Source organism: Paenibacillus chondroitinus NBRC 15376 (assembly GCF_004000765.1).
Lineage (GTDB): Bacteria > Bacillota > Bacilli > Paenibacillales > NBRC-103111 > Paenibacillus_E > Paenibacillus_E chondroitinus.
In genome coordinates, this window is record NZ_BILW01000031.1 from 39,029 (window position 1) to 64,006 (window position 24,978).

A 24,978-nucleotide genomic window follows, 5' to 3' on the forward strand; every position below is an offset into this window, starting at 1 on the left:
ACTCCTTTCATTGGGTAACCTTGACGATGAATTTATATATAGTTCCGTATTTGTTGCTTACAGCCGTTACCATTGCCGTTCCTGCTTGAATGGCCGTGACGGTTCCGCTTGTGTTAGTTGTAGCTACTGCTGGGAGATCGGAAGTCAAAGTAAGTGTATCCGTTGTTGCGTCGAACGATTGTCCGCCTATTGTTAGGTTGTAGGTCATTTGTGTACTCTGTCCTACGTTCAGTTCAATTGTCGGCAACTTGACAACACGATCATAATTCAGCGAACTTCCAGCGCCATAAGTTGCAGTTATAACCGAGTTAAACAACGTCCCTATCTCGCTGCTTGCAATTTTGGAGAAGCCAATCGTAGCCCCAGCCGAAGGAATTTTGTACGTATAGTTCATCAAAGCGTTTCCAGCTCTGTCAACGAGAACCGATGGGTATTCATAGCTTTCGCCATTATTCATGCCATCTTTGATCATGATCGGTTTCCAGTTCATGCCTTCATCGGTAGAGAGCAATAAACTGAAAGAATTTCTATTTCCATCCAGCGTTTTCTTAACTACACTGCGTGAAGTTTCTTGATTGGTAGCTATCAACCAGTCACCGTTTGGAAGCTTGGAAAGTTCAAAGCCGCCATCATTTTTTAAATAAGGATCAACTTTCGGAACACTCCACGTTACGCCGAAATCCGTAGACTCCGAATAGGTCGTGTGCCAAGCCATGCGTCCATTACGGCCATCTAACTTACCGCTTCTAAAATAACCGCGAATCGTGCCATCCGTCTTTTGAATCAGCGAGCCTTGGATTGTTCCTGATCCTACAATGGGATCGCTAAACTTCCAGGTGATGCCGTGATCATCGGTATACGCGCAAACGGAATTCGCCAACGAGTCCGAATACAACGGCAAAATTAACCTTTTGGTGACGCCGTCTGCAAGCGTTACTTCAATCGGCTTATTTTTTGTTTGCCATCCAAGCCTGCGGTAAATAGGCCCCCAAGTATTGACATCGTTATCTGCGCCGGATGAACGCTCAATTGAATTTTTAATAATGGAAGGCTCTTTTACAGAAACTCCCGTGGTCAGCATCGTGATAATTTCATCCGTTCTGCCTACATAGACATCATCGTATGGCTTGGCGGATTTCAAATAGGCAACGTACTGATCATATTTATTTCTCATCGAGACAACGAACCTGTCTGTAATAAAACGGGTAGCGCCGCCAAACCTTGTAGTCACCGGTACATACTGAAATGGGTCCAAGTAGGTTGCAGCCGTCACAGAACTTGGATTTACATACTTGATCTCAGCACCCTTGATGCCATAGTTCCACTGTCCATTGGAGTACTTCCCTTCACCAAACATGCCTTCCCCTACATTCGTGTACAAGGGCTGTGGATAGTGCCACTTTGCATTTCCGCCATTGCGAACGGCATATTCATAGTTGCCCATATCGGCATACATAAATTTAGTTTGCGTAGATACCCATTGGCCATTGTAGATAACGCCGTAGAACAACCATAATCTTTGTTGACTGTCGACGAAAAGAACCGGGTTATTATCGGGGAAATCCCATGTATCATAAACAACAAAGGGTTCAGTCCAAGTTTTCCCGCCATCCTTCGAACGAGAACCGATGAGTTTCGTTAAATTCCCATCTCTTTCTCCAACTCCGTTAAACCATACCGAGAAAAGTGTGCCATCCGGCAGCTCTACCATGGTGGAACCGTGATTGGCGATGTTGTCGACGGGCATCATTCTAGCATGGCTAATGCCCTCTGGCGCTGCTGCATCCGCAACTACCGTATTTAACATGCTAAAAATTAATAATAAAGATACTAGCAGGGTTACTTGCTTCATTTTCTTCAAACAGGGTCACGTCCTTTCAATTGTTAATTAAACCTGCCCTTTAAGTCTTGTTTTTCACAATTGTATACGTTTACAAATAATGAAAGTAAATCAAGATCACCCGTTTTTATTTCATAGAATAAATCCTCCCATGTCGTTGGTTTGTCTTACACGAGGAGCATAGCATACCGTTTTTGACCATTTGAATAGCCAAATTGGCGTTCAAAGTTCCGTTTCTCCGCTATTTGGACCATGATTCATTTCTCCGCTATGATGCAAAAAGTCATATTGCCCTATAAATCCACGATGAAATAAAAATAAAACAGCCTTCTGTGTTTACACACAGCCAGGCTGTTCAGGAATTAATTAATTTAAATCAAACTCTTCATACCGCGAAGCCAGTCATAAAACCCATCATCGAAAAAAAGATCCGGGATGTACGTCTGCATGTAGTTGCAATTTGGGCAGAGAAGCACCAACCCTTGGTCAAGCACCTTAGGATATAGTTTCTCGTGGCTGCTGTTGTTCCCGCAAGTAAGAGATTTCACCCCTTCTGCCTGCTGATAATCCTTAATACGCTGCTTAACGTCTTCTTCGTTCATTTCTATCTCCTTTAATGGCTGAGCTCATCACCAATGTAGATCATTTATGCATATTATTCTAGCAAAAATAATGAATTCCTTCCGAATAAAATCTCCTATTTTCGCCACTTACAAATGAGAGCCTCCACTGGCGTCAATCAATTGCCCTGTTACCCAGCGGCTGTCGGAAGAGGCCAGAAAAGCTGCTATATCCGCGACATCCTCCGGTTGCCCCCATCTGCCAAAGATAGAAAAATCAGCGCCATATTGGTGCGAGGCAGAATCTTGCAGCATGGCGGCATTCATATCCGTGGCTACGAAACCAGGTTGGATGGCATTGATCGTAATTCCACGTGAGCCGAGTTGATTGGATAAAGCAAGCGTTAGCGTGTTGATTGCCCCTTTGCTCATACTATACGCAGGAATAGCAGGAAGTGAAATTCTTGTTATAGAGGATGACAAATTAATAATTCGACCATCATTTCTCAAACGCGGCAAAGCCTGTTGTGTTAGGAAAAATGGCATTTTTACATTTATGTTCATCATTTCTTCGAATGCCTCTTCTGTTGTATCCTCAATTGGGGCTACTAGGGCAATCCCTGCGTTATTCACCAGGATATCAAAATGGGTGTCACCTGTCCGCTCCTTCAATACCTCATCCAATGTCTTAAAAAGGCTCTGGATGCTCTCGATCGTACCGAGTTTCGTGCCAATGGTGAATGCAGTCCCCCCATTTTGCTCAATACCCCGTACTACCTCTTCGGCTGCGACCTGGTTTGTGCCATAATGAACAGCCACTAAGGCTCCTTCTTGTGCTAACCGTGTTGCAATGGCACGACCAATCCCCCGGCTTGAACCTGTAACCAAAGCAACTTTACCATGTAATCTACTCATGTCTTAATCTCCTCCTGTGTCAAATAAGTACACGATAGTTATAACACAAGGCCAATTATGAAATGTTGCTCTCCTATTCGTAGAATTCGAAAGCAAAAAAGCCGCCAACATTGGCCGCCTTGTTATGCTCATCTATGGAGCTGTCGTTCCGAGCTAACTATGCTCCTTTATTACCTCTTCGATCCCCAACAGAATCAGCTTTAAGCCAAATTCAAACGACTTATCTGTCCCTATCAGCTCGAACAGCCCGCTTTTGTGCATGCTCCGGAACAGCCCGGCATCTACCTCGCTCATGGCGTCCAGAAGACGAATCATCTCACCGCCGAGTTCCTCTTCCTGTTCCTTACTGACCGTGGAGAAAAGACGCTGATGCTGATAATTATCCAGCACGAAGTAGAAGACATAGTTCACTAGCGTAAGAACCGCTTGTAGTTTCTGCTCTTCTTCCAGGGGTGTCGACTCCACGCAGAGAAGCATACGGTTGCTAAACCGTACTATGTCCGGCTCGATGGGTATCGTTTGCATCATCAACTGCGTAGAGCAAGGGTATCGACAGAGCACGTTCCGCACCGTTACCGCAAACGCGGTCAGCTGCGTTTTCCAGTCCCCTTCGGAGTGGAACTCCTCCACGATCATTTTCGATACCTGGTTGGCCAGACGCTGAAAGAGATTCTGCTTGCTCTTGAAGTACCAGTACAGAGAAGGAGCCTGAATCCCTAAACGGTCGGCTAATCGTCGCATGCTGAACTTCTCGATGCCATCCTCTCCAAGAAGCTCCCACGAGGTTTCCAAAATTTTATCCTCCGAAATCTGAGGCTGCTGCTTTTTCATCGGTATCCGCCCTTTATCTAACAGTGTAAGATTGTGCTTTACAGGTGCATAAGCATATGATAACATCTAACACTGTAAGGTTCAATCTAACACTGTAAGATTGAATCAATCCTATCTAACAATTAATCAGAAAGTGGTGACGCATATGGAGACAGAAAACCTTCATTATTTTGAAAAAGCCCCCATCGCAAAAGCCGTAGCTCACTTCGCAGTACCCATGATGCTGGGCATGTCAATGAGTGTCATCTATTCCATCTTGAACGCCTTTTTCCTAGGCACACTCGACAATACAGCCATGTTAACCGCACTCGCACTAACATTGCCGTTATTCGCGGCTATTATGGCCTTAGGCAACTTGATTGGCATGGGCAGCAGTGCCTTCATTTCCCGTTTGCTGGGAGAGAAAAAATACAATGATGCCAAACATGTGTCCTCGTTCGCTTTTTACAGCAGTATCGTGCTTGGCCTAATCCTGATGGCCGTCGGTCTCCCCTTCATCGATTCCATCGTTCATGGACTGGGAGCGACGCCTGACTCCTTCGGCTTCACGAAGGACTATGTCACACTTATGATTGCTGGCTCCCCATTTATCGTCTTATTTTTCACACTTGAGAATATCGTGCGTGCGGAAGGCTCATCAATCACGTCCATGGTCGGTATGATTCTCAGTGTTGTCGTCAATATTATTCTTGATGCGCTAGCCATCTTCGTCTTTCATTGGGGTGTGATCGGAGTAGCTTCTGCTACCGTCATTGCTAACCTGGTGGCGAGTGCGTTCTATGCTTTCCATATCGGATATAAGAGCCAATTCTTAACTGTCTCCTTAAGATGGTTCAAGGCTTCTAAAGATATACTAAGCAATGTATTCAAAATCGGAGTTCCCGTCTTTATTATGAGTATCTTCTTGGGTGCAATGTCGCTGATCTTTAATCGTTATCTGGTTGAATATGGGGAGCAGGCCGTAGCCGCATTCGGAATTTCATCACGTTTATTGCAATTTCCTGAGGTTATTCTGATGGGCTTATGCGAGGGTGTCGTGCCGTTGATTGCCTTCTCTTTTGCAGCGAATAAATTGCGCATGAAACATACCATTCAATTCACAATCAAAGCAATTGTGGCGTTAGCCGTCTTTTTCGGCATCATCGTTTTTCTAATTTCCGATCACTTGATTGGCCTTTTTACGAATGACCCGCAATTAATTCAGATGGGCAGTTATATTCTGCATGTGACGTTTCTGTCCTTGTTCATAACAGGAATAACCGCGTTGTTTACGGGAATTTTCCAAGCAACAGCGCAAGGAACCGCCGCATTTATTATGTCCATTATTCAAGGGGTTACGTTAATTCCTGTGTTATATATCGCCAATCAAATGAATGGTTTCCACGGAGTTGTCTGGTCGCTCGTCATCTCAGATGCCGCCGCGTTCCTTGTTGGGGCTGTCATGCTGTATGTTCTGCGGAATAAATTGCAGCCGGACTTAGAGAGTCTGGCCCAGTAAACGTGTTTTTTGTTGCTTCAATGACCACATTGCGTTGAATAATAGCTTCCTATCTTTTTCCTTATTTAAAATATACTCAAGTGCTTCTGATGCTCTGATATCGTAGGGTTGATTGCCCAGCATATGCACAGCACTGCGTCTAACCGCAATACTTGTATCCTTCATAGCACGTTCGATCAATAACGCGATGATGTCCATGCACAACGATTCATCTTTACAAGATTGACAACCAATGCTATGCACGGCATGCCTCCTGACATCCGCATAGGAATCAGTTAATCGGGCGACCAGAGGGTCTATGGAGCGTTGATCCGCATTGTGATCCAACAAAGCCGTGCACCATTTCCTTATTTTCCAGTTTTGATTTTCAAGACCTTCCAGAATATCATCTAAAGCTAATTTCCCGGCATGGTCTAAAATGGCGTAGGCTGCTTGCCAGCCTTCTTTTGTTGCTAATAGTGGAATGTACCGTTTGTAATCTCCCATAAGATCCCTCCACAGAATAATCGTTAACCTTATTATATATATAAGTTCAAACCCTTTATAAGGTGGGGTCTGTAGATTATTTCCCGTGCCTGTCTCCTGAATGACGCCGTCCTTCATCACGGCAACCCGATCGGCGAAGCCGGCAATCGTCTCCAGCCGATGCGTAATATACAGAATCGTCATGCCTTCCGATTGCTTAAGCGACAACAACAGCTGCTGCAGCTCATGCTCGGTGGAAGGATCCAGCGCCGATGTAATTTCATCGGCCACCAGCAGCTCCGGCGACATAGAGAGCGCTCTCGCCACGGCGATTCGCTGCTTTTGCCCGCCAGAGCACTCGTTTATTTCAATGTCTTTATTAGATTATAGTGAAAATAATTATCAATTTCATTTAAAGGCAAATCTCCTGATTTATATGTCGTTTCTATGAAGGCAATAATTGGGTTATCCCCCACTGATTTCACCCCAAGCGCGTCCAAGGGAACTGGCGTCCGTTATTTGGCGGAAAACAAGCTTTTCCCCCTCCCAATGGGAACTACAGGGTCTTATTTGTCCGTAATAGCGAGTTATACAGGTGAAAACCCATAAAATAACGGCCCATAGTTCCGCTTCCACGTGGAAAGTGTCCTTTTCAGCAAAATAGCGGACGCTAGTTCCCTCCAAACAACAAAAGACCGCTTTCGCGGTCAGAGCACACCTTTACCTGGAAAAAGTACCGCTAATTTCTTCATAACTGTTAAGCCCCCTAATTGAATTGGAGAGTACCTAGGGAAATGAAGTCATACTCCGCGTCATTTTAACCGTAGAAATTCCAGTTACTCCACCTACAAATACCAATAAGGGTAGGCAGAGCCTACCCTTGGCATGAAATTGACATACACATAAAAAAAGACGTCTCCTTCAAGCTATTTCAATTCCGCAATAAGCCGATCCACATCACCAGTCGGCGTAGGGATGGTTTCATAAACTTTAACGGATATATGGGATTGGACCTGGTCTTGCGTTAGGTTGCTGAAGGTGAGGATTTGGGAACCGTTGACCAAACGATTTGCCCCGGTGAAAGGAAAGGAATTCGAGCCCAGCGAACGTCCTGATGCATCCACCAATTCAAATTTCAACTTGGAAAAGGCATTATCCAGGACCACTTCGGATTCCCGCTGCATGTCCATATCCAAACTCAATTTATACGTGTATGAAAATCCAGTGGTCCCCATCGCAGTCAACTGCGATAACGTCCAACTTTTCAAGTTTAGCTTGAATGGAAACAACGAGATGTTGTTATGATCGTTCTCACTCTGAACATTTATTGGATAGCTGGCAATTGTAGATTTGTAGGCAGAATTTGATAACACTTCTTGTACGTTCAATTGAAACTGTTCACTTTGCTCCGTGGTTGGAAGGGTGAAGCCGTAGCTAACGACGATTCCTGTCCCTGGTGCGATATCTGTTGCGCTTACAGTCTGGCGTTTTCCTGCGTACGCGTTGCCATCTTTCCCCGCTAATTCCGCTCCAAAAGCGGGCACCGGAATAGGTTTATCGCTTTTATTAAAGAGCTTAAATTTAGCCGCTCCCGTTTTATTTCCTGTTTCTTCGTTATCTGTTACATGAAGCTCTTCCAGTGAAATAGTTAAATTCGGATTAATGAAATCATTCCTTGACGTGAATGCGATCGGCGTGCCAAAAACATAGCTACCTGCAGCTGGTCCTGAAACGTTCCCTTCGTTCGCAGGGAGTCGGAATCCTAAGCGCCCTGTGAAATATTGAACCGGAACAGTCTGACCTTGTTTCAAGAAACTCTCAGGTGAAAGCACATAGAAGGCGTCCATCTTCGTATTCGTATCGGTTGTAATTGCAAAATGAATGGACTTCTTGGCTCCTGCATCAAGACGAATTGGCGTCTCCTCCACCCTTTTGCCGATAAAGGATTGCCCCTCCGATTTCCCGCTTAAGGTGAAATCCGGTATGGTTTCCGCATAGCTTCCTTCGTTTTCCGCTTGAATTTCCACGATATAGCTCGGTGTTTGACCCGTAAACTGCTTAGACAGCTTCACCGCAGAATATTTCAAATCGGAATGGATGCCAGGAAGGGAGAATCTTGCGCCCCAATCTCCTAACCGGGAGGGATTGTCTATTTTGGCATCTTGACCACGCCATATGATAGAGCTGATATAAGCATCGGCTAGTACCCTCTCTACTTTAGGGTACACTTTTTCGTCGACATCTACCCAAAGAAGTTTCGTCAACTGGACATCCTTGTTCACACCGATGTCTGCCATATAGCTTAAAGTCACATTCCCCTGCGGGGGTATGGAACGAGTATTGCTTGCGCTCGCTTGAAGCGTATAAACGGTCCCTTCCGCCGTTTGGATGCGCAGCTCATAATCGGGAATTCGGTTTGTTGATCCGGATGTGTTAGTTAATGTAAGGACCACTCCGACTCTCCAGCCATCTGCCGATTTTTCTTGGGTAACACTTTTCACTTGAGCCTGCGTATTTTCTGTCAGACCATAAGCTTTCATATCTTCTACGGGGAGCTCAGCTGCAATCGGTGTCACAGGGACATACTGGCGCTTCGCTTCATAAGAAGATATAACTAACAGCTCTCGAATGGCTGGAGTCATTCCGCCGAATGTACCGTCCGCTTGATTCCCCATCAAATTCATTTGTACAGCCAGAGCGACATACCCCTTGGCCCAGCTGGATACCGTGCTGTCATCCGTTGCAGCATCCCGTTTCACTTCAGCCTCTTTATTCAAACCCCTGATCAAGAATGCGGCTAATTGCTCTTTGGTTACCTCACCAGCGGGATTATAGGTGCCTTCGCCAAACCCATCCGTCAGATTGGCTTTTTTCAATGCCTCAATGTACGGAAGCGCATAGCCATTGGCGGGATCCGCAGCGCTCACATCGCTAAAGCTGGAAGTGCTGCTTAAGGTGTCCACCTTCAAGTTGAAAATCATGGCCGCAGCTTTCGCGAATTGGGCACGGTTCATTTTGTCATGGAGACCAAATACCCCCTCGCTCACACCATCAAAAATCCCTGCGGCAATCATGGTATCAAATTTAGTTTTCGTACCCGCATCCAATTGGCCCAAATCATTGAAATCTACAGTGGATTTAGGCGAAGCAGCACCTTGCGCAGCCGCAGATAACAGGGTAGAGGCCATGCACGCGCTGATGATAACAGTTAAACTCTTTTTCATTGTCTTAAGCCTCCCGATGAATTCTTTCATGCTGTTACTCTTTTATTTCAACTGGTGTTTTTCTCTTAATAAAAAATAGAACGAATGGAATACAGATAAAAGCCGGTATGGCTGAGATATAAAAGGTATCTGCAATAGACCTGACATAAGCTTCTTTCTGCATGAAACCGGCAAGGTAAGAACTCGCTGCACCGGCAGCCGTAGCCCGATCTACCGCCCAAGCATAAATCTCCCCGGTGAGTGCGGATACCGTGTTATTTGCCATAATGGAATCCACAGCTACACTTTCCGAAATGTGCTGATAATGCACGATCTGACGGTTGCCCATGATAGCGGTAAATATCGCAATGCCTAGCGAACCCGCTACCTGCCTTAGAACGTTGGAAAGCGGCGAAGCGTTACTAATTTGTTCCGGAGCCACTGCGTTCATTCCGGCAGAGGTTAGCGGCATCAGGCAAACACCAATGCCAATCCCTCGGATCGTTAATAGGGCATTCAGCCAATGATTCGGAGTATCAGCCGTCAACAGATGCAATTCCGCCGTCGTGATCCCGAGTACAGCCAAACCGGCAATACAGATGGGAACAACCCCGAATTTCTCAACCAGCTTCCCGCTAATCGCCATCATCACCGCCATGGCAATCGATTGCGGCATCAAGAGGATTCCCGTCTGCATGGCATTAAGCCCTTGAATACTTTGCAAATACACAGGGGCTAAAAATGTTCCGCCCATCATGGCCATCATGACCAAACTGCCTGAGATGACGCTAATTGTAAACTTAACATTTTTGAATAAATTCAAGTCCAGAACAGGCTGCTTGGCTCCTAGCTCCACCCAAATTAAGAGCATTAAACTGCAGATAGCAACAAATAGCAGGCTGACAATGAACAACGAGGTCCAACCTTCGGACTGCCCTTTGCTTAATGCCAGCAGCAAGCTCCCGAAGAACGTCATGGACAAGATGGCCCCTGGCGTATCAAATTTTAATCCTGTTGTGCGAGGTGATTCCTTCATCAGAATCTTGCCCAGCACGACAGCCAGAATTCCGATCGGCACATTGATGAAGAACAGGAGCCGCCAGCTGAAATTCTGGATCAAATATCCGCCGAAAGTCGGCCCGAGCGCGGGAGCCACCATGGCTGCAATCCCCCATAGTCCCATGGCCGTACCTGTCTTTTCCTTCGGGAACGTGGTGAAAATAATCGACATCCCGACCGGCATGATGAAGCCGCCGGCGAACCCTTGAATAATTCGAAATATAATCATGGTATTGGCGCTCCAAGCCAAACCGCATAATACAGAAAATATCGTAAACCCGGCTACAGAGTAGATAAACAAATTCTTATTGCCGAATCTTCCGCCCAAATATCCACTCATCGGAATAACCATGGCGGAAGCCAACGTATATCCCGTAATAATCCACTGCATGGTGGTGAGATCCGAGCCGAATACGGCAACGAATTTATTCATGGCTACGTTCATTAAGCTGCTGTTCAATACAGCGACAAACGTACCTGTGACGATAGCAACCAGCGATAGCCACATCTGGCCATTGCCTTCTGATTTATGTTGTGTAACCACCGATTCATCAGCCATTGTAGCGCCTCCTATTCGGCTTTGACCTTCGTGCCTTCAGCCAAGTTATCTGCAGGCTTCACGATGATTTGTTGATTGGCTTTGATCTTATCGTTAGGCATCACGTAGAGCCAATCCTGGTTTTTCTCTTCTGTTTTCACTTCAACGAGATGCGCTGTGCTGCCCTCTGCAGTGAACAGATATTCTTTTTGATCCTTTTTGACCACTGCACTCTTCGGCACTTCCAGACGACTCATCTGTGCAGCATTCAGCTGGACTTCCGCCACCATGCCGGCAAATAACAAACTGTCTTTGTTATCGACTTTTACTTTAACAGGAAATGTGTTGCTGTTGGTGTTGGCTACCGGGCTGACGAATGAAATCACGCCTTGAAAACTTTTATCCGGCACATTCTGCACGTTCACTGCTACGGTCATGCCTTCTTTCACCTGTGTAATCTGGCTATCCATCACACTAAGTTCTACTTGGACTTGATCCATATTAACAAGCGAGAGGATCTGCACCCCGGCCTGTGCCAACTCACCTGGCGAAATGCCTTTTTTCACAATGACTCCGTCGATAGGAGCCGTAATTGTCGCATTGCTCAGCCCGCTATTTGCAAGCTCAAGCGTAGCATTCAACCGCTCAACATCCGCTTGGAGCGCTTTAATCGTATTTTCTGTCGGGCCCACTTTGGCAAGCTCCAGCTTTGCTTCGGCCCCTCTCAATTGGGCTTCGGCGGATTTCTGTGCACCTAAAGCCTGCTCGTAACCGGCTTTTGCCTTTTCATAGTCGAGCGTCCCTTTATCCAAATCATCTTGCGATACACTGGAGCTGCTCTCGAATGCATTGCGAAGACGATTATAACTGCTCGTAGAAAGATCCAAGCCTGCTTTAGCTTGCTCTACGGCCGCTGTTGTCTGTTGGTAAGCCCCACCCGCTGCAAGGATAGAACTCTGGAGTCCTGCAATCTCTTGTGTACGGGCACCCGCTTGCGTATCAGCCAGCTTAGCCTGAGCTGCGGTGGAAGAGTATTCGGCTTGTTTGACCTGTTGGGTCAACTCGCTGGTCTCCAACTGAACAAGCACATCCCCCTTTTTCACCTTGCTGCCCTCTTGCACGCGAACTTCGGCTACTTTACCGGACGCCTTCGAAACGATATTAATGCTCTGATCAGGAATGATTTTGCCATTCAGGCCAGCCGTTGCTCCTTGCCCCAGCTTGATGACTTGAACAGGAACGCCGGACGTTCCTGATTCTTCTGCTTCAATCGCCCCACATGCAGGTAGAACAGCAAGCGCAGCAAGCACGATAACAGCGGGAACTATTAATTGATTTAATCGATTCATTTGAACTGGCTCCTCTTTGTTTAATTGCTCTTCAAGTGAATTTTGATGGTTGTGCTGATTCCCGGCAATAGGTCAAGCCCTTGATTGTCTTCAATCGATATTTTGATAGGAATACGCTGAGTGACCTTCGTGAAATTCCCGCTTGTGTTCGTTGAAGGCAGCAGCGAGAAGGTCGATGCTGTAGCTTTGCTTATTTCTTTTACCTTCCCTGTTAAGACCTTGCCTGGGAAATTATCCAGTTTAATATCAACTTTCTGTCCTTCATGAATCTTATTGATGGCCGTTTCCTCTATATTGGCTGACACAAATAGCTTTGTAGGGTCCACAATCATCGCGACAGCCTGGCCTACTGACGCCACTTCGCCAGTCTTAATCAAAGTCTTGATCACCGTGCCTTCGATCGGAGATCTTAATGCCGCTTGATCCAGGCTGCTCGTGGCCAAATTGTTGCTATCCTGCTGTCCGACAATCTGATCGGCAAGCACATGCGCACCTTCATCGACCTGCAGGGACGTCACTTTCCCCGTGATACGTGGCATCACTTTATAGACATCGCCGGCCAGTCGGGAATCCTCGGTTGAGATGAAGTTCTGCCCTTCATACCAGAAATACCCGGCAATACTGCCTCCGCCAAGAACGATAACGGTTAAAATGACATACAGCATAATTTTTCGTTTCATGTTTTCTCCTCTTTCTTATTCTCCATTTTAACACTCGTTTTTAACATTTGTTTTTAACAAACGTTAAACTCTATGGTCGTTATTATATGACCTCGGGATTAGAGCCGTCAATGAAAACTTTTTCGATAATCGATTCGCCAAAAATGAAATAACCCGCCCTCCTTTTTAAGGAGCTACAGGCGTTTGACTATTGTGATATTCTCCTATAAAATTCGTTAGAACAGGTGTTGCTAGCAACTGTTATACGGAGGTGCAGTTGAATCCTACATGAACAAACAAGAAATCGATGTTAAACAAAAAATTATCATATCTGCCAAAAAGCTGTTCTCCGAACAAGGTTATGAAGGAACAAGCGTCAGAAAGATTTGTGACGAGGCTGGTGTATCATTGCCGCTGGTTTCGTATCATTTCGGAGGCAAGGAAAACGTATTTCTCGCTATTCTTGAACCGCTTGAGAAACTGCCCTTTTCTGCCGAAACCGGGGACCCCAAGCAAGATTTGCAGAAATATCTAGAGGTTATGATTGCTTTTTATCAACAAGATCGGGAAATTTCATTAATTGTTAGACAAGAACTAGCTATGAATAGCACAAGAGCGGACAAAATCATTACGTTTATTCAAAACTCTACAAATAAATTAAAGAGTATTCTGGAGAACGGACGGGATCAAGGCGTTTTTCAATATGAATCCATATCGAATGCTTTGCGTTTCATCCTTGGATGCATGAGCATGATTTCGGTCTCCAATACGGGGATGCTCGAAGTGATTCTTGGAGAAAAAGAGCTCGGCGACTATCCGATTGAGAAAGAAGTCATTGAATTTATTTACAAGGGAATTCGAAGTTAATAGCTGAAACTATAACGAGAAGCCTCTCCCATCTGTCAGGGTAAGGGGCTTTTTGTGCGCAATGAAAAAGGAAAACGCTGCTCTTTGTCCAATTCTTTTAATATACATCTTACGTGGTGGTTTAGGAGGGTATATGGCAAAGGATTTAGATATTTCTCAACCCGAACTGTTCGCTCAAGTATTTGAATATTCTCCAATTGGCATGGCCTTACTATCAACGCAAGGAAAATGGCTGCAAGTGAATGCTTCGTTATGTCGATTCACCGGTTACACGGAATCAGACTTCCTTGCCATGACGATTCAAGACATCATGCATACAGATGATTTAGAGAAGGATCCATTTCTAGATGGCAAAAAGGATAATTTCCAAATGGAGAAACGTTTTATCCACAAAAACGGATTCACCATATGGGTATTATTGGCTATTCATTGCATGAGGGACGAAAACGGGCAGCCCTTATATTTCATAGCCCAAACGAAGGACATTACAGAAAGAAAGTTAGCTGAAGAGGCTCTTAAAGCGAAAACCGAGCAATTGGAATCATTTATTGAAAATAATGCGGATGCCATTCTAATTTTTAATAACGAAGGTTTTGTTCAGCGGGTAAATGAAGCATTTGTCCATATTTTCGGGTGGTCGAAGGAAGAAGTCATTGGCGTTGAATTACATCTCCTCCCCTTCATTCCTCCTGAATGTTCAGAGGAGTTCAAACATAGCCGTGAGCAAGTGCAGAACGGGCGGTCCGTAAATGGTGTCGAAACGAAACGGTTGCATAAAAATGGGCATCTGGTGAACGTGTTATTAACCGCTTCGCCTATTCTAGACGGTAAAGGGAAACAGATTGGTTGGTCCGTCATCTTCAGGGATATTACAGAGTGGAAAATTGCCCAAGAACACCTTCAAAATTCCGAGAAATTATCCGTAGCCGGGCAGTTAGCCGCTGGTATCGCTCATGAAATCAGGAACCCCATTACCTCCATTAAAGGGTTCATTCAATTGATGAAATCAGGGTTTGGAGATAAACCCGTCTATTTCGATATCATGACGTCCGAAATCGAGCGGATTGAATTGATTCTTAGCGAACTGTTAATCCTGGCGAAGCCGCAAACGATTAAATTTGAGAGAAAAGATATTCGTGTGCTGCTTAGCCAAGTCATGACGCTTCTGGATTCACAAGCGATCCTGAACAATGTTGAATTTCTGGCTGAATTCAAGCCGGGAGCTACGCATCTTTACTGCGATGAAAATCAGTTGAAGCAAGTATTTATCAATTTCATCAAAAATTCCATTGAATCCATGCGTGATGGCGGTAAAATAACACTTGAAGTCAGTAGTGAAAATGATCAAGAGATGATGATTCGTCTAGCTGACGAAGGCTGCGGAATTCCCAAAGAAGCTCTCTCCAAGCTAGGTCAACCTTTTTATACAACCAAAGAAAATGGAACCGGCCTGGGCTTTATGGTAAGCAAAAAAATCATAGAAAATCACGCTGGTAAAATCAAAGTTGAAAGTGAAGTCAATAAAGGGACTCTCATTGAAATAACGCTGCCTACCTCCAGTTAAATGAATCCAGGAAGCAAAAGACCGCCTCATACCCGTGAGCCGGTCTTTTTCAATGGACTATTCCTTATTTCTGATCTTCGGACCGTATAAATCGCTTCGTTACTTTCATCAACATGAACCCGACCCCTAAACCAATTGGCGCGCAAATCATAGGAAGCCATATGGGGCCTAGCAGCACATTTTTTATACGGAATGTTGTAGAATACATCACACCGACCGTAACCAAGTAGGCAGAGAAAGCGAACGGTATATACATGAATGGCCTTTTTTCACCGATCGCATCTCGATAAGCGTCCCACATAGCAAAGAAATAGAGACAAGGATAAAACATTAGCCATTGATAATTGGTTAGCTGCGCTGCTTCCTCCATTTTCCCTTGAAAACTTAACATGATAGCTGTATTAAAATTGGATTGGACATTGATTAGTATTTCTAATCCAATGAAAAGAATGCCTTTAGCAATCTTGCCATCCAATAGTTGAGGGAATCCTGGCAGTGCGATGCTCCATAAAATTTTCTCAAGTTCATCTTTTGTCATAGGGGTCTCTTCTTTATTTGTTTTTACTGCTTGATCAGTTGTTTGCGGTCCTCCATTTGCGGCGGTTCCTCCAACCAACCATGTTTAATCATCAGCTTAATGCCATCGTGGGTATAGACATAGATATCTTTGGCGATTAATCCTGCCTTTAAATTCAAATCATTTCGCAGCGTAAAAATAGTGCCAAAACTGCTGCTGACCATGCCGAACGTATTGAGAAGGTGAATGCAAAACATCATCAGTTTCTCCGAAAATGGGGCCATCGTAGAAGTTGTTACGGTACTCCCGGAAGTAGCCGAGAACTGGATATTGCTTTGGAGGAGGATATCTTCAAAGGTTGTAATTTGTTTCTTTGCAAGTTCCATGCCCTTCACAAAGTATTCCTTTACTTCCGGGGTATTCGCACATTGGGCAAAGCCTGAAATGAGCTGCAACCCGACATTGTTTGTCTCAATCCCATGATGCAGAATGCCGACTTCGATGGTATTTAAAGCCCTTTTATCCCCAAAGAGATTGAATCCGCTTAAATAGTCTTTGCTCTCAATAAACTCATTTGCAATAGGCATCGTCACTTTGGGCGGCGCGGTGAGAATCCCTTTTTTCAGCAAATATTCGGTCGATCTTTTATAGATATTCTGAGTAATGACGGTTAACCCCTCATAAATATCCATCACCTCGCCCTGGTAGGACATATTTAAATTGAGGGTATACATGCCCATGCTTATTTCTTTCAAAATGCGAAGGAACATGATATCAAATCCATTGTCATACAGTTTCGGCGCCTCTAAATTGACATCTCCTTTGGTAAAACCAACAGGTACGACTATGCCTTGATTTTCAAACAAGTTGGTAATTTTATTCACATAATGATCGAGATCCTGCCATAAGCCACCCATAATATTTCTTGCTTCATGATCATCAGTTTTCGCTATGAAGTAATCCAACACTCGCAGAATCAGTGTCTTCTGCTGATAGGTAAGCCAAAGTGTCCCAAGCTCTGATGAGCTTATGGAGTCTGCTTGCTTTATCATAATGTCATCTCCAATTAAAGAGCAGTCTTATGGAGCTCTCTATTCATCTTATTTTCTTTTTGTTCCTAGTATTAAAATTGATGACCAATTCCCGATCAATGTTAAAATGGAGCACGTTGCTCTGAGTCAAGTCAACGAATCCTTTTATCAGAATTGCAATGGGAACTAATACGATGAACGACTGCCAATAGGACCATCTCATAAGCTGATACATACCGAGGGACACGAAAATGGGCTCACCGATAAACGAAATGACTAGCGAAGCCACTATACCAGCAATCAGAAATGACTTCCAGCTGGAAAACCTCTGATACAAATAGGCAAAAATACAGGGAACCACAAAGAAGTCGACGGCATTTAAGTTCTCAGTAAATGGAATTAGCTGATGCGGGTAGCGCCACAAGTCGAAAAACTTACCGATTTGGTCGACAGCCCCGACAATAATAAATGCCGTCATGAAGGCTAATACGGTGCTGAGTGTCCTTTTACGATCCATAGCGATCAGCAGCAGCACAAAAACTACCAGATTAACAATGACGATAACCCACCACTGGAATGAAAAAACGTCTTGATGCAGCCAGTAATCGAACTCCATTTGGCTCTCTTTAACGTTTAATTCCTCTATTTCATTAGGCATATCTTTCTCCCTGTTCGCTACAAACTTAAATTCTTGTTCTTTATTATTAAACAGGAAGTCAGAAATATGTATCGTTGGGAAATGTTATTTTGGTCAAATATATCTTTTCATGCTCTGTTTTTGAAACTGAAGAGGGCTTTAACATTTTTGATAAAAACAGCGGAGCTTCGGACTAGAAAATCATGTCCTAGGCTCCGTGTTCAATTTACATAATTTCCCCAGTAATGATACATGCTATGAACAATCAGATTACTGTGAGGACACTATGATCATTTCCCTGTATGTTTCCCTATGTTGGCTTCTTGTAGCAACTTCGGCAGCTTTGAAAACTAAATTCTCCAACCGGGAGTTTTCATTTATTTATTTACTCGTTGCTTTCATAGATACCAATTTGTATTACTTGTTTGGTGAAACATTTCATGTTTTCGAAATTTCCAAAAACCCATGGAACTATGTTTCTTTTTCACTGATTCAAAGCATTATCATTCCGCTTTTTATAGCGATCATGATCACTCTTTGGCGATTGGCTCGCAGTGTCCCTGCTAAAGTTGGTGTACAGGTTGGTGCCATTACTTTTATTGTGGGGATGGAGACTCTCAGTTTTCTGTTAAAAATTGTTATTTACAGTGACCTAACCGTATTATGCTGGCTTATTGCGTACAGGCTTGTTTTGTTCTACTTGCAATTCGTGACAATTCGTTTCTTCAGGAGGATGTGCAGCCATTCATGAAAGGTAGTATTCCCTTTGTAGAAAAAGCCTTTGATCTTAATGATTGGTTCGTCATTGGCTGCATTGCCCTATCCTATCTGATCATCTATCTCCTGCCAAAACGTTTTACTGGATCTGTAACTTTGTTACTATTTCTATTTAGCTCAACGATGGCCTGTATGCTGGATAACTCGATTGGCGGTCACATTTTTGATTTGTATGACATCATGGATGGACCTGCCTACACGGTGATGGATTTTGCTGTTTATTTTCTTTACGCACCATTCGGGTATTTCTTTATCTATTTCTATGATCGTTTTCAATTTAAAGGGATTAAAACTGTAGGTTATATTTTACTGTGTTCGTGTATGTCCATAGGTTTCGAGTGGATATGCACGCTTGTCGGTGTGTTTCATTACAAGGATTCTTACGGAATTCATTATTCTTTCGTTATTTATTTGCTTTCTCAAAGCGCTACCCTGTCATTTTATCATTTTATTCGAAGGGAGACCCCTGATCACGAATATGATGAAAGGCCAAAAAGCCCGAGGATATAAAACCCCAGGCTTTTGGCAGCTTATTTTAAATCGAAAAACCTTTCATTAACGGCATAATAAATGAAATGGCACCCATGCCAAGTTTCATAAAGCTGCCTATGTTGCTAAATAAACCGCCAGATCCGCCTGCGCCTTTGGCAGCACCTTGACCAAGCCCTCCCAGTAATCCGCCACCTGTGGAGCCTCCTCCAAATAAACCGCCAAGTCCTCCGCCGCCAAGAAGCCCAAGTATGTTACCTAAACCGCCAAAACTGGATATATGCGCTTTGGATTTAACTTTTTTTCGTGGAATCTTCTTGTCGCCTTTAAATCCTTGAAGAATAACTTGACTAACCTGCACTTCTTTCAGAACACCATAATAGACAGAACCGTCCTTGAGTACTACGCATACAGGTGTTCCTAAATTAGCCGCAGCTTGAGCGGCGATCGTTGACGACGATGCCGATCGTCCTTTCTGTCCGACATTTACGCGGCCGTGCTTTCTTGTGGGGTGAGGATAAGTTTTCATGCTGCTCGCACATCCTTTTCATGGTATCCCTATCTTGTCATCTTATGTTGAGAAGACAAGATCCGATTGTGCGCTTCACAAAATAAATGTCCAATCGGGATTGATCGGCTGCGAATCCGATGAAGTGCCCGTGCAGCGACTTCTCCAGTGAGGTGGAAGAGATCGATGGCACGGCTCCCTTCAACACTTTGACGAAGTCATCGACAAGCAGCAGGTCTCCTCCGCCGTGCATATCCTCTGACACGCCCACCTTGATCTGCTGCTCGGAGTACATGTGGCCTTTGCGGGCATCGGGATGTCGGATGACATAGGAACCAGCCTCCATGTCCCCTTGAATTTCGCCTTTAGTCCCCACAATGTGGATGGAACGGCCTGGTTTGGAAGTACCGCCGGTCATCCCCAAGAATACGAAACGTTTATTTTTTATTTTTTTGATACCATTGGGTTGCCTCTTCAATTGCTTTGCTGCCGCCACGCGCTTGCCAGTCTGCAACGAATTTATCAAAGTAGTCGATACTTTCCTGGCCAACAATGATTTTCGCTGCCGTTTCCATAAACAATCCATTTTTGGCGAGCTCAGGTTGAGACAACATAATGGAAGGAAGTGGCATATCAAGTCCATCATTCACCCGGCCTTCACTGTTTGCAACTTTCGCAGCGTTCGTAATCAGATCACCGTGTGGACGGCCTTTCATGAAATCTTCGTTCGTGATATAGGGTTCGCCGGTAATTTGCAGGAACATCAAGTGCATATTTTCCTTGTTAATGCCATCCGCCGTTGTCTGATATTTATAGTCGATCTTCCCGTTGTTTACGGTATAGTCATCCCCCTCAATGCCATAAGTCAGGAATGTATTCGCTTCTTTCGAGTAGAACCAATTCAAAAATTTAATAACGTCCTCGGCTTTCTTACTGCTGGCAGGGATCGCATATGCCGACCTGATCGGGGAAACAATGTCCGCTCCGCCTTTTCCGTCTGGGCCAATGGGCTTCCTCCGTACTATAAAGCAGCCACTCGCTATACTCGCTCACATCTATCTGATGCTTCTCCACTTCCAATTTGACTTTATGCAAGGTTTGCCTGAGTTGTTCAGGCCGTATCGGTTTAAGCAAATAATCGCTGACACCATAATGTATCGCTTCCTGAGCAAAACTAAAATCACCGTAACCGGATAATATGATAAACTCGCAGTGAATTCCTAGTGATTTAATGTTTTTAATTAAGTCTAATCCATTCATCTGCGGCATTTTTATATCTGTAATCAGTAAGTCGGGATGAGCACTTTTAACCAAGTCAAAGCCTTCAACACCATTAGCCCCCTCGCCTATAACGTCAAAGCCAAGAGAAGATTCCGAAACCAATTTACTTAAACTTTTCCGAATTAAAGTTTCGTCCTCAATAATGACAGTACGGATCATGCGGATTCATCCTTTCTTCCTTTGCGGTAGCCATTCTGCTAACAGGCATTACGCCTTGGAGAAGGGCATGAGAATTAATAATCTCCAGCGTATTGTATAAGAAGGCAATCAATTTTTTTCCTCACAAAAACTCACCGTCCACCGCCACATCATGGCTGAAATAGAAAGGAAAAATGACGACAATGACCCTTCCGCCTCAATAGTTTGGGCAGAAGGGTCGTCATTTGGTTGTCGCTGCTTCGGTGATTGCAATCAGAAATTGTCAGCGTTCCAAAACACCGATGAAATTTCCGGGAAAAGCACGCTTAAATATGGCATACCCTCAGCTGGCTGGTCTTCTAAGGAGCTGTAACCATTCAAAAGCAGCATGATCCATTGAGCCTCGTTGAGCTGCAGCGAAATATTATATGTCGTAGTCGCCGAAGCTCTTACGACTTCCACCTCCTCTTCCCGAATGCGAATCATCATTTCCTGATCCCCGAGCCCCACCAGAAGCGCTGCAGGCAAAACGAAGTTATCTTTTGTCTGGCCATGCAGCATTCGCCGAGAGAATTCAGGAGCGAGCTTGCTAAGTAAACGGCCAAAATCAACAATTTTCCACATGCTATTTGTTTCTATTTGGAGATTGCCGTATTGGCGGAAACATGCCTCAAGCGCGTGGCGATCAGGCAAATAAACGCTTATGCTCGAATCATCCGGATGCTCTGACACAGCTCGACATAGCAAAGAGCGCGCAGCCTCTTCATGTCCGGGCAAGCAGCAGCAATCCGCTAACTGCATCTGATTTCCATTGCTCTTATATCGCAAAAAGGCTGCTACAGTTCCCCCGGTTTCAGCCACCAGAAACTGATGTGGTTGGACCGTTTTCCATTGCCGCTGGCCGAGCCAATACGATTTCGAACGGATAACGCTTCCGTACACCTCTCTGTTCGCCTCTTCATACAACGCCATGATCGATTCAAGATCGGTATCTTCATACCTTCTTATCGTGTATAACGTTGAATGTTCAAGCTGCTTCATGTTTTCAGCTTTCGCGCTCCATACTTTTTTCGAATAAGGAGACCACCCCACCTGCTCGTAAAAGGATAGAATATTGGTATTCAGAAGTGATAAATCGTAGCCATTTTGTTTCATGTACTCCGATATCCTGCGTAGAATGCGTTGTGCCAGACCGCGTTTTCTATATGCAGGCAATGTGGCTACGCTGCCTATGCCGCCAAGCTTTAATTCCAATGAACCGAAGCGTATGCGAAATGTGAACAACTGGATTGCCGCAGCTATTACGCCATCTACAACCGCAACCCACGTTGTGTCCATGGAATAGGTGCTATCAAACTCCAATCGATCTTGAAAAAAGCTTTTTCCTCGTGGAAAAACCTTATCCCATATCTCGTAGATTTCTTCCAATTCTTTACGTGAATGGACAGTTCGAATATGAATCTGTTCCATATTTCAGTACCTCCTTTCGTTTATGACATAACCTCCGTGTAATCCTGTAGAAATTGGTCGTAGATTTGATTCGGCAATTCCAACAGATCATTCGTAGCTTGCATATGCTCACGCAAATGCTGCAGCATCTGTTCAATCCGTTCGCGGTAACTCTGCTCCTGAAAGGCAAGATTCTCTCTCTCCTGAGGGTCCTTGATTACGTTGTATAGCTCTAGATAGGTTTCATTTTTAAACATATCAACGATCAGCTTGTAATCGCCCTCGACGATACAACGCCCAAAGTTGCCCCTTCCTCCATTGCCATCGTATTGAATGAAAATTCTCTCTCGTCCTGTCGTATTGCCAGCAATTAATGGCATGAGTGATTGACCGGACATAGGAGAACTCAGCTGTATTTGTGCATAATCGCATAGGGTCGGCAGCACATCGATACTGCTGACTAATGAGCGGCACGATGTTATAGCCGGTTTGAAATCGGCCGGAAATTTCATAAACAGGGGTGTACGAACAGATTCTTCATACATGCACATTTTTTGCCACAATCCGTGAGAGCCCAGCATTTCACCGTGGTCACTCGTAAAAATAATCAAACTTTGATCATAAAGATCTTCTCGCTTCAATTCCTCGATAATCTGACCGACGCATTGATCCAGCAGCGAGACCAAACCCAGATAAACCTTCCATATTTGCTTCCAATCGTCCCTCGTGTATCGAGTTCCTATAGCGCCCGTCAAATTATATAACTGAAGCGGTGACTGAGTCCGGCACCACTCCCCGACGTTCTCAGGCAGATCCACCGATTTGATCAAATCAAACCAAGGGGCGGGAATTTCTAAAGGGGGATGGGGAGCATGGAACATCGCATTGAGCAGAAACGGTTTGCTGCGATTTCGATTTCGAATCGCTTCCACAGAATCTCTGGCGATAAACTCGTCAATGAAGAACTCCTGGCCTTCTTCGTACAAACCAACCGCAGGGATTGAATACGATTTTGGACGCGTTACCTTTCCATACACCATTTCCGGCACGATTCCCCGATAATCCGATCCACCAGGCACACGCTTATGATTTTCCTTCAAAAAAGCTTCGTACCTGCCCTCAAGTTTTCTCCAGTTCGTTTGGCTGCCCGGAGACTCATCTACGGCAGGTTTCATCCGCAAATGCTGTTTTCCGGTATGCCAGCTGTCCCAAGTATGCTCCATAAGCTTATATAAATGCTCGATGTCAGGCCTTACCAGCGCGTGCATGTCCTCCCCCCGGTTAATTAAGCAACCGTTTTCGTTAGGATACATGCCGGTAAAAAAAGCTCCGCGTGCAGGGACACAAATGGGAGAAGCGCAATACGCTCTTTCAAATACGATGCCTTCTTCCTTTAGGCGATTGATGTTTGGCGTATGGGCGCCGATGGCATCCAGTCTCAATTGATCCGCCATAATCAGGATGACATTCGGTTTTTCATTTCTCATCCGCGTAACCTCCAACTAAGCAAGTTTATGGATTCTATTTCCAACTTAGATCAAGCCCGACAAGTCAGCTATAAATACACGGCGTGTACCATCTACATATCCATTAAAAACAAGATGCTTGTTGTCCGGCGCCCAAGCAGGGTGTGGATCAACGCGAAGCACGCCTGACACTTTCGTTCCCGGATTGCCAATAGGGATTCGTACGATTGTCGCTTCGGTCCCTTTCTGAAGATCGATAAGGCGCAAAGGAACGGTACCGTCACCAAAAGCCACTTTCTCGTGCTCATAGGAGTCGGTCACGATATGTCTTCCGTTAGGATGGACCGTCGGGTGCCCGGATCCTGGAATCGAATCGATGATTTTGCCAATATTCGTGCCATCCTTATTCACTTGAACCAAATACAGTTGTTTGTCGCCATCGAGGCACAAATTCATCGAAAGCCGCTCGCCGTCAGGATACCAATTAATATGATGGCCTCCCTTATCCCATTGTTCCGGGCCTACTGCGACACGGATATCACTGCCATCCGCCTTCATCGTAACAACCCAGTACTTCAACCCCTGAGTAATCATATTCCACGGCTGCTCCTGTTCCGTATGAAACCATCTCATCGTAAACAGGATGCGATCGCCTTGCGGATTAAATTTGCAATGGAATCCATAACATTCGCCGTGCTTATACAGAACCTTATCAATAGAAGGTTCTGCACGATCAAATACATCCTTTATCGAAACCAGCAGCTTCCTCTCCCCGGTTTCCGTATCCAGAGCATAGAGACCGTCGTCATCGCGAAAACCGTAGTTGCGCGGAATTTGCTCATCAGGAACGATAATGCCGTATCCTAACTGCGTTCGCCGCATCCTCTTCGGACAAGCGGAAATAATCGTTCGGCCATCCGGAGATATTCGGTATATGCTTCCCGGCATAAGCCGCTTCTCTCCGGTATGTGGGTTTAACCGAACACAAAGTGGCTCCCACGTTGCCGTATTCACATCGTTGTAAAAAAGGGAATGATCATCCGCTCCCCAGTTGATGTTAGCGCCAAGCTGCGGCTCCCAGCCGCATGTTTGCGAAACAACTCGCTCTTCTGCCGTATGCAGATCGACGAGTACGATATTGGCCGCTTCTCCTGGCTCAGGAAGACGATGCTCCTGCGGCATCTGCAGCAAGGCAACATAACGCCCGGACGGGCTGACGGGCGATGTATCAAAAAACCGGTGCAAGCAACTCTCTGTTCGTGGCGTTATACACTTTACAGGGACAAGCGGACTAAACTCGGTGTATGCGGGAAAATGCTCGGAAATTTTCAAAAAAA

The 24,978-nt window shown here is 44.9% G+C and carries 24 protein-coding genes; 5 read left to right on the plus strand and 19 right to left on the minus strand.

Features of this window, described 5'->3' with window-relative positions; all coding sequences use genetic code 11:
- Nucleotides 1-7: 7 nt before the first annotated feature.
- The 4 genes from PCH02S_RS25935 to PCH02S_RS25950 form a co-directional block, all read right to left on the minus strand.
- Nucleotides 8-1,852: an exo-alpha-sialidase gene (locus PCH02S_RS25935; RefSeq protein WP_246069260.1), complete on the minus strand. Its 1,845-nt coding sequence runs from the start codon at nucleotides 1,850-1,852 to the stop codon at nucleotides 8-10.
- Between the two features lie 359 nt (nucleotides 1,853-2,211).
- Nucleotides 2,212-2,442, minus strand: coding sequence for a hypothetical protein (locus PCH02S_RS25940; RefSeq protein ID WP_127457010.1), 231 nt, complete (start codon nucleotides 2,440-2,442; stop codon nucleotides 2,212-2,214).
- 108 nt (nucleotides 2,443-2,550) lie between these two features.
- Complete coding sequence (locus PCH02S_RS25945; protein ID WP_127457011.1) at nucleotides 2,551-3,315, minus strand: SDR family oxidoreductase; 765 nt, start codon at nucleotides 3,313-3,315, stop codon at nucleotides 2,551-2,553.
- Between the two features lie 153 nt (nucleotides 3,316-3,468).
- Nucleotides 3,469-4,146, minus strand: coding sequence for a TetR/AcrR family transcriptional regulator (locus PCH02S_RS25950; protein ID WP_127457043.1), 678 nt, complete (start codon nucleotides 4,144-4,146; stop codon nucleotides 3,469-3,471).
- A 145-nt stretch (nucleotides 4,147-4,291) separates the two neighbouring features.
- Here PCH02S_RS25950 and PCH02S_RS25955 point away from each other — a divergent pair, with 145 nt between their 5' ends.
- Nucleotides 4,292-5,644, plus strand: a complete 1,353-nt coding sequence (locus PCH02S_RS25955) for an MATE family efflux transporter (RefSeq protein ID WP_127457012.1) — start codon at nucleotides 4,292-4,294, stop codon at nucleotides 5,642-5,644.
- Here the strand turns inward: PCH02S_RS25955 and PCH02S_RS36510 are convergent.
- The 5 genes from PCH02S_RS36510 to PCH02S_RS25980 all read right to left on the minus strand — a co-directional run bounded on the left by PCH02S_RS36510 (nucleotide 5,624) and on the right by PCH02S_RS25980 (nucleotide 12,938).
- A complete protein-coding gene (locus PCH02S_RS36510) occupies nucleotides 5,624-6,481 on the minus strand; it encodes a HEAT repeat domain-containing protein (RefSeq protein WP_307719953.1) in 858 nt (285 codons plus the stop codon). The two genes, PCH02S_RS25955 and PCH02S_RS36510, sit on opposite strands and share 21 nt — an antisense overlap.
- Nucleotides 6,482-7,035: 554 nt before the next feature.
- Nucleotides 7,036-9,333 carry an S-layer homology domain-containing protein gene (locus PCH02S_RS25965; protein WP_127457014.1) on the minus strand — a complete coding sequence of 766 codons (2,298 nt, stop codon included), beginning with the start codon at nucleotides 9,331-9,333 and terminating at the stop codon, nucleotides 7,036-7,038.
- A gap of 34 nt (nucleotides 9,334-9,367) precedes the next feature.
- Nucleotides 9,368-10,930: a DHA2 family efflux MFS transporter permease subunit gene (locus PCH02S_RS25970; RefSeq protein WP_127457015.1), complete on the minus strand. Its 1,563-nt coding sequence runs from the start codon at nucleotides 10,928-10,930 to the stop codon at nucleotides 9,368-9,370.
- An 11-nt stretch (nucleotides 10,931-10,941) separates the two neighbouring features.
- Nucleotides 10,942-12,258 carry an efflux RND transporter periplasmic adaptor subunit gene (locus PCH02S_RS25975; protein WP_127457016.1) on the minus strand — a complete coding sequence of 439 codons (1,317 nt, stop codon included), beginning with the start codon at nucleotides 12,256-12,258 and terminating at the stop codon, nucleotides 10,942-10,944.
- A gap of 20 nt (nucleotides 12,259-12,278) precedes the next feature.
- Entirely contained in the window at nucleotides 12,279-12,938 is a 660-nt protein-coding gene (locus tag PCH02S_RS25980; RefSeq protein ID WP_127457017.1) for an HlyD family efflux transporter periplasmic adaptor subunit, read from the minus strand.
- Between the two features lie 267 nt (nucleotides 12,939-13,205).
- Here PCH02S_RS25980 and PCH02S_RS25985 point away from each other — a divergent pair, with 267 nt between their 5' ends.
- The gene (locus tag PCH02S_RS25985; RefSeq protein ID WP_127457018.1) at nucleotides 13,206-13,784 is read left to right on the plus strand and encodes a TetR/AcrR family transcriptional regulator; all 579 of its coding nucleotides are present in this window, start codon (nucleotides 13,206-13,208) and stop codon (nucleotides 13,782-13,784) included.
- Between the two features lie 133 nt (nucleotides 13,785-13,917).
- Complete coding sequence (locus PCH02S_RS25990) at nucleotides 13,918-15,348, plus strand: PAS domain-containing sensor histidine kinase (protein ID WP_164819741.1); 1,431 nt, start codon at nucleotides 13,918-13,920, stop codon at nucleotides 15,346-15,348.
- A 64-nt stretch (nucleotides 15,349-15,412) separates the two neighbouring features.
- On the opposite strand, the gene PCH02S_RS25995 is transcribed toward PCH02S_RS25990, so the two are convergent.
- From PCH02S_RS25995 to PCH02S_RS26005, 3 genes are read right to left on the minus strand one after another with little or no spacing between them, the layout of a single operon-like run.
- Entirely contained in the window at nucleotides 15,413-15,886 is a 474-nt protein-coding gene (locus PCH02S_RS25995) for a hypothetical protein (RefSeq protein WP_127457020.1), read from the minus strand.
- A gap of 23 nt (nucleotides 15,887-15,909) precedes the next feature.
- A complete protein-coding gene (locus tag PCH02S_RS26000) occupies nucleotides 15,910-16,917 on the minus strand; it encodes a DUF3231 family protein (RefSeq protein ID WP_164819742.1) in 1,008 nt (335 codons plus the stop codon).
- Between the two features lie 43 nt (nucleotides 16,918-16,960).
- Complete coding sequence (locus tag PCH02S_RS26005; protein ID WP_127457021.1) at nucleotides 16,961-17,554, minus strand: CBO0543 family protein; 594 nt, start codon at nucleotides 17,552-17,554, stop codon at nucleotides 16,961-16,963.
- Nucleotides 17,555-17,819: 265 nt separating this feature from the next.
- Here PCH02S_RS26005 and PCH02S_RS26010 point away from each other — a divergent pair, with 265 nt between their 5' ends.
- Both PCH02S_RS26010 and PCH02S_RS26015 read left to right on the plus strand, forming a co-directional pair.
- Nucleotides 17,820-18,284, plus strand: a complete 465-nt coding sequence (locus PCH02S_RS26010; RefSeq protein ID WP_127457022.1) for a hypothetical protein — start codon at nucleotides 17,820-17,822, stop codon at nucleotides 18,282-18,284.
- Nucleotides 18,281-18,820: a hypothetical protein gene (locus PCH02S_RS26015; protein ID WP_127457023.1), complete on the plus strand. Its 540-nt coding sequence runs from the start codon at nucleotides 18,281-18,283 to the stop codon at nucleotides 18,818-18,820. Before PCH02S_RS26010 ends, PCH02S_RS26015 begins: the two co-directional genes overlap by 4 nt.
- A 25-nt stretch (nucleotides 18,821-18,845) precedes the next feature.
- Here PCH02S_RS26015 and PCH02S_RS36125 read toward each other — a convergent pair whose 3' ends face one another.
- The 7 genes from PCH02S_RS36125 to PCH02S_RS26050 form a co-directional block, all read right to left on the minus strand.
- The gene (locus tag PCH02S_RS36125) at nucleotides 18,846-19,328 is read right to left on the minus strand and encodes a hypothetical protein (protein WP_127457024.1); all 483 of its coding nucleotides are present in this window, start codon (nucleotides 19,326-19,328) and stop codon (nucleotides 18,846-18,848) included.
- 37 nt (nucleotides 19,329-19,365) lie between these two features.
- Nucleotides 19,366-19,785: a hypothetical protein gene (locus PCH02S_RS26025; protein WP_127457025.1), complete on the minus strand. Its 420-nt coding sequence runs from the start codon at nucleotides 19,783-19,785 to the stop codon at nucleotides 19,366-19,368.
- Entirely contained in the window at nucleotides 19,745-20,212 is a 468-nt protein-coding gene (locus PCH02S_RS26030; RefSeq protein ID WP_246069257.1) for a type 2 periplasmic-binding domain-containing protein, read from the minus strand. Before PCH02S_RS26030 ends, PCH02S_RS26025 begins: the two co-directional genes overlap by 41 nt.
- A gap of 25 nt (nucleotides 20,213-20,237) precedes the next feature.
- Entirely contained in the window at nucleotides 20,238-20,747 is a 510-nt protein-coding gene (locus PCH02S_RS26035; protein ID WP_127457027.1) for a response regulator, read from the minus strand.
- Nucleotides 20,748-20,999: 252 nt separating this feature from the next.
- Nucleotides 21,000-22,196 (minus strand): GNAT family N-acetyltransferase, encoded by a 1,197-nt coding sequence (locus PCH02S_RS26040; RefSeq protein ID WP_127457028.1) that lies wholly within the window; start codon nucleotides 22,194-22,196, stop codon nucleotides 21,000-21,002.
- Between the two features lie 20 nt (nucleotides 22,197-22,216).
- Nucleotides 22,217-23,662, minus strand: coding sequence for a sulfatase family protein (locus PCH02S_RS26045; protein ID WP_127457029.1), 1,446 nt, complete (start codon nucleotides 23,660-23,662; stop codon nucleotides 22,217-22,219).
- Between the two features lie 45 nt (nucleotides 23,663-23,707).
- Nucleotides 23,708-24,973, minus strand: a complete 1,266-nt coding sequence (locus tag PCH02S_RS26050) for a TolB family protein (RefSeq protein WP_127457030.1) — start codon at nucleotides 24,971-24,973, stop codon at nucleotides 23,708-23,710.
- Nucleotides 24,974-24,978 lie beyond the last annotated feature (5 nt).

Excerpts from the sequence above, each read along its gene's own strand:
- PCH02S_RS25965 (WP_127457014.1), bottom strand. The coding sequence starts at position 9,333 with ATGAAAAAGAGTTTAACTGTTATCATCAGCGCGTGCATGGCCTCTACC.
- PCH02S_RS26035 (WP_127457027.1), bottom strand. The coding sequence starts at position 20,747 with ATGATCCGTACTGTCATTATTGAGGACGAAACTTTAATTCGGAAAAGT.
- PCH02S_RS25975 (WP_127457016.1), bottom strand. The coding sequence starts at position 12,258 with ATGAATCGATTAAATCAATTAATAGTTCCCGCTGTTATCGTGCTTGCT.
- PCH02S_RS26040 (WP_127457028.1), bottom strand. The coding sequence starts at position 22,196 with ATGGAACAGATTCATATTCGAACTGTCCATTCACGTAAAGAATTGGAA.
- PCH02S_RS25980 (WP_127457017.1), bottom strand. The coding sequence starts at position 12,938 with ATGAAACGAAAAATTATGCTGTATGTCATTTTAACCGTTATCGTTCTT.
- PCH02S_RS25985 (WP_127457018.1), top strand. The coding sequence starts at position 13,206 with ATGAACAAACAAGAAATCGATGTTAAACAAAAAATTATCATATCTGCC.
- PCH02S_RS26010 (WP_127457022.1), top strand. The coding sequence starts at position 17,820 with ATGATCATTTCCCTGTATGTTTCCCTATGTTGGCTTCTTGTAGCAACT.
- PCH02S_RS25950 (WP_127457043.1), bottom strand. The coding sequence starts at position 4,146 with ATGAAAAAGCAGCAGCCTCAGATTTCGGAGGATAAAATTTTGGAAACC.
- PCH02S_RS26000 (WP_164819742.1), bottom strand. The coding sequence starts at position 16,917 with ATGATAAAGCAAGCAGACTCCATAAGCTCATCAGAGCTTGGGACACTT.
- PCH02S_RS25945 (WP_127457011.1), bottom strand. The coding sequence starts at position 3,315 with ATGAGTAGATTACATGGTAAAGTTGCTTTGGTTACAGGTTCAAGCCGG.
- PCH02S_RS26045 (WP_127457029.1), bottom strand. The coding sequence starts at position 23,662 with ATGAGAAATGAAAAACCGAATGTCATCCTGATTATGGCGGATCAATTG.
- PCH02S_RS25990 (WP_164819741.1), top strand. The coding sequence starts at position 13,918 with ATGGCAAAGGATTTAGATATTTCTCAACCCGAACTGTTCGCTCAAGTA.
- PCH02S_RS25955 (WP_127457012.1), top strand. The coding sequence starts at position 4,292 with ATGGAGACAGAAAACCTTCATTATTTTGAAAAAGCCCCCATCGCAAAA.
- PCH02S_RS36125 (WP_127457024.1), bottom strand. The coding sequence starts at position 19,328 with ATGAAAACTTATCCTCACCCCACAAGAAAGCACGGCCGCGTAAATGTC.
- PCH02S_RS25935 (WP_246069260.1), bottom strand. The coding sequence starts at position 1,852 with ATGAAGCAAGTAACCCTGCTAGTATCTTTATTATTAATTTTTAGCATG.
- PCH02S_RS25970 (WP_127457015.1), bottom strand. The coding sequence starts at position 10,930 with ATGGCTGATGAATCGGTGGTTACACAACATAAATCAGAAGGCAATGGC.
- PCH02S_RS25940 (WP_127457010.1), bottom strand. The coding sequence starts at position 2,442 with ATGAACGAAGAAGACGTTAAGCAGCGTATTAAGGATTATCAGCAGGCA.
- PCH02S_RS26015 (WP_127457023.1), top strand. The coding sequence starts at position 18,281 with ATGAAAGGTAGTATTCCCTTTGTAGAAAAAGCCTTTGATCTTAATGAT.
- PCH02S_RS25995 (WP_127457020.1), bottom strand. The coding sequence starts at position 15,886 with ATGACAAAAGATGAACTTGAGAAAATTTTATGGAGCATCGCACTGCCA.
- PCH02S_RS26005 (WP_127457021.1), bottom strand. The coding sequence starts at position 17,554 with ATGCCTAATGAAATAGAGGAATTAAACGTTAAAGAGAGCCAAATGGAG.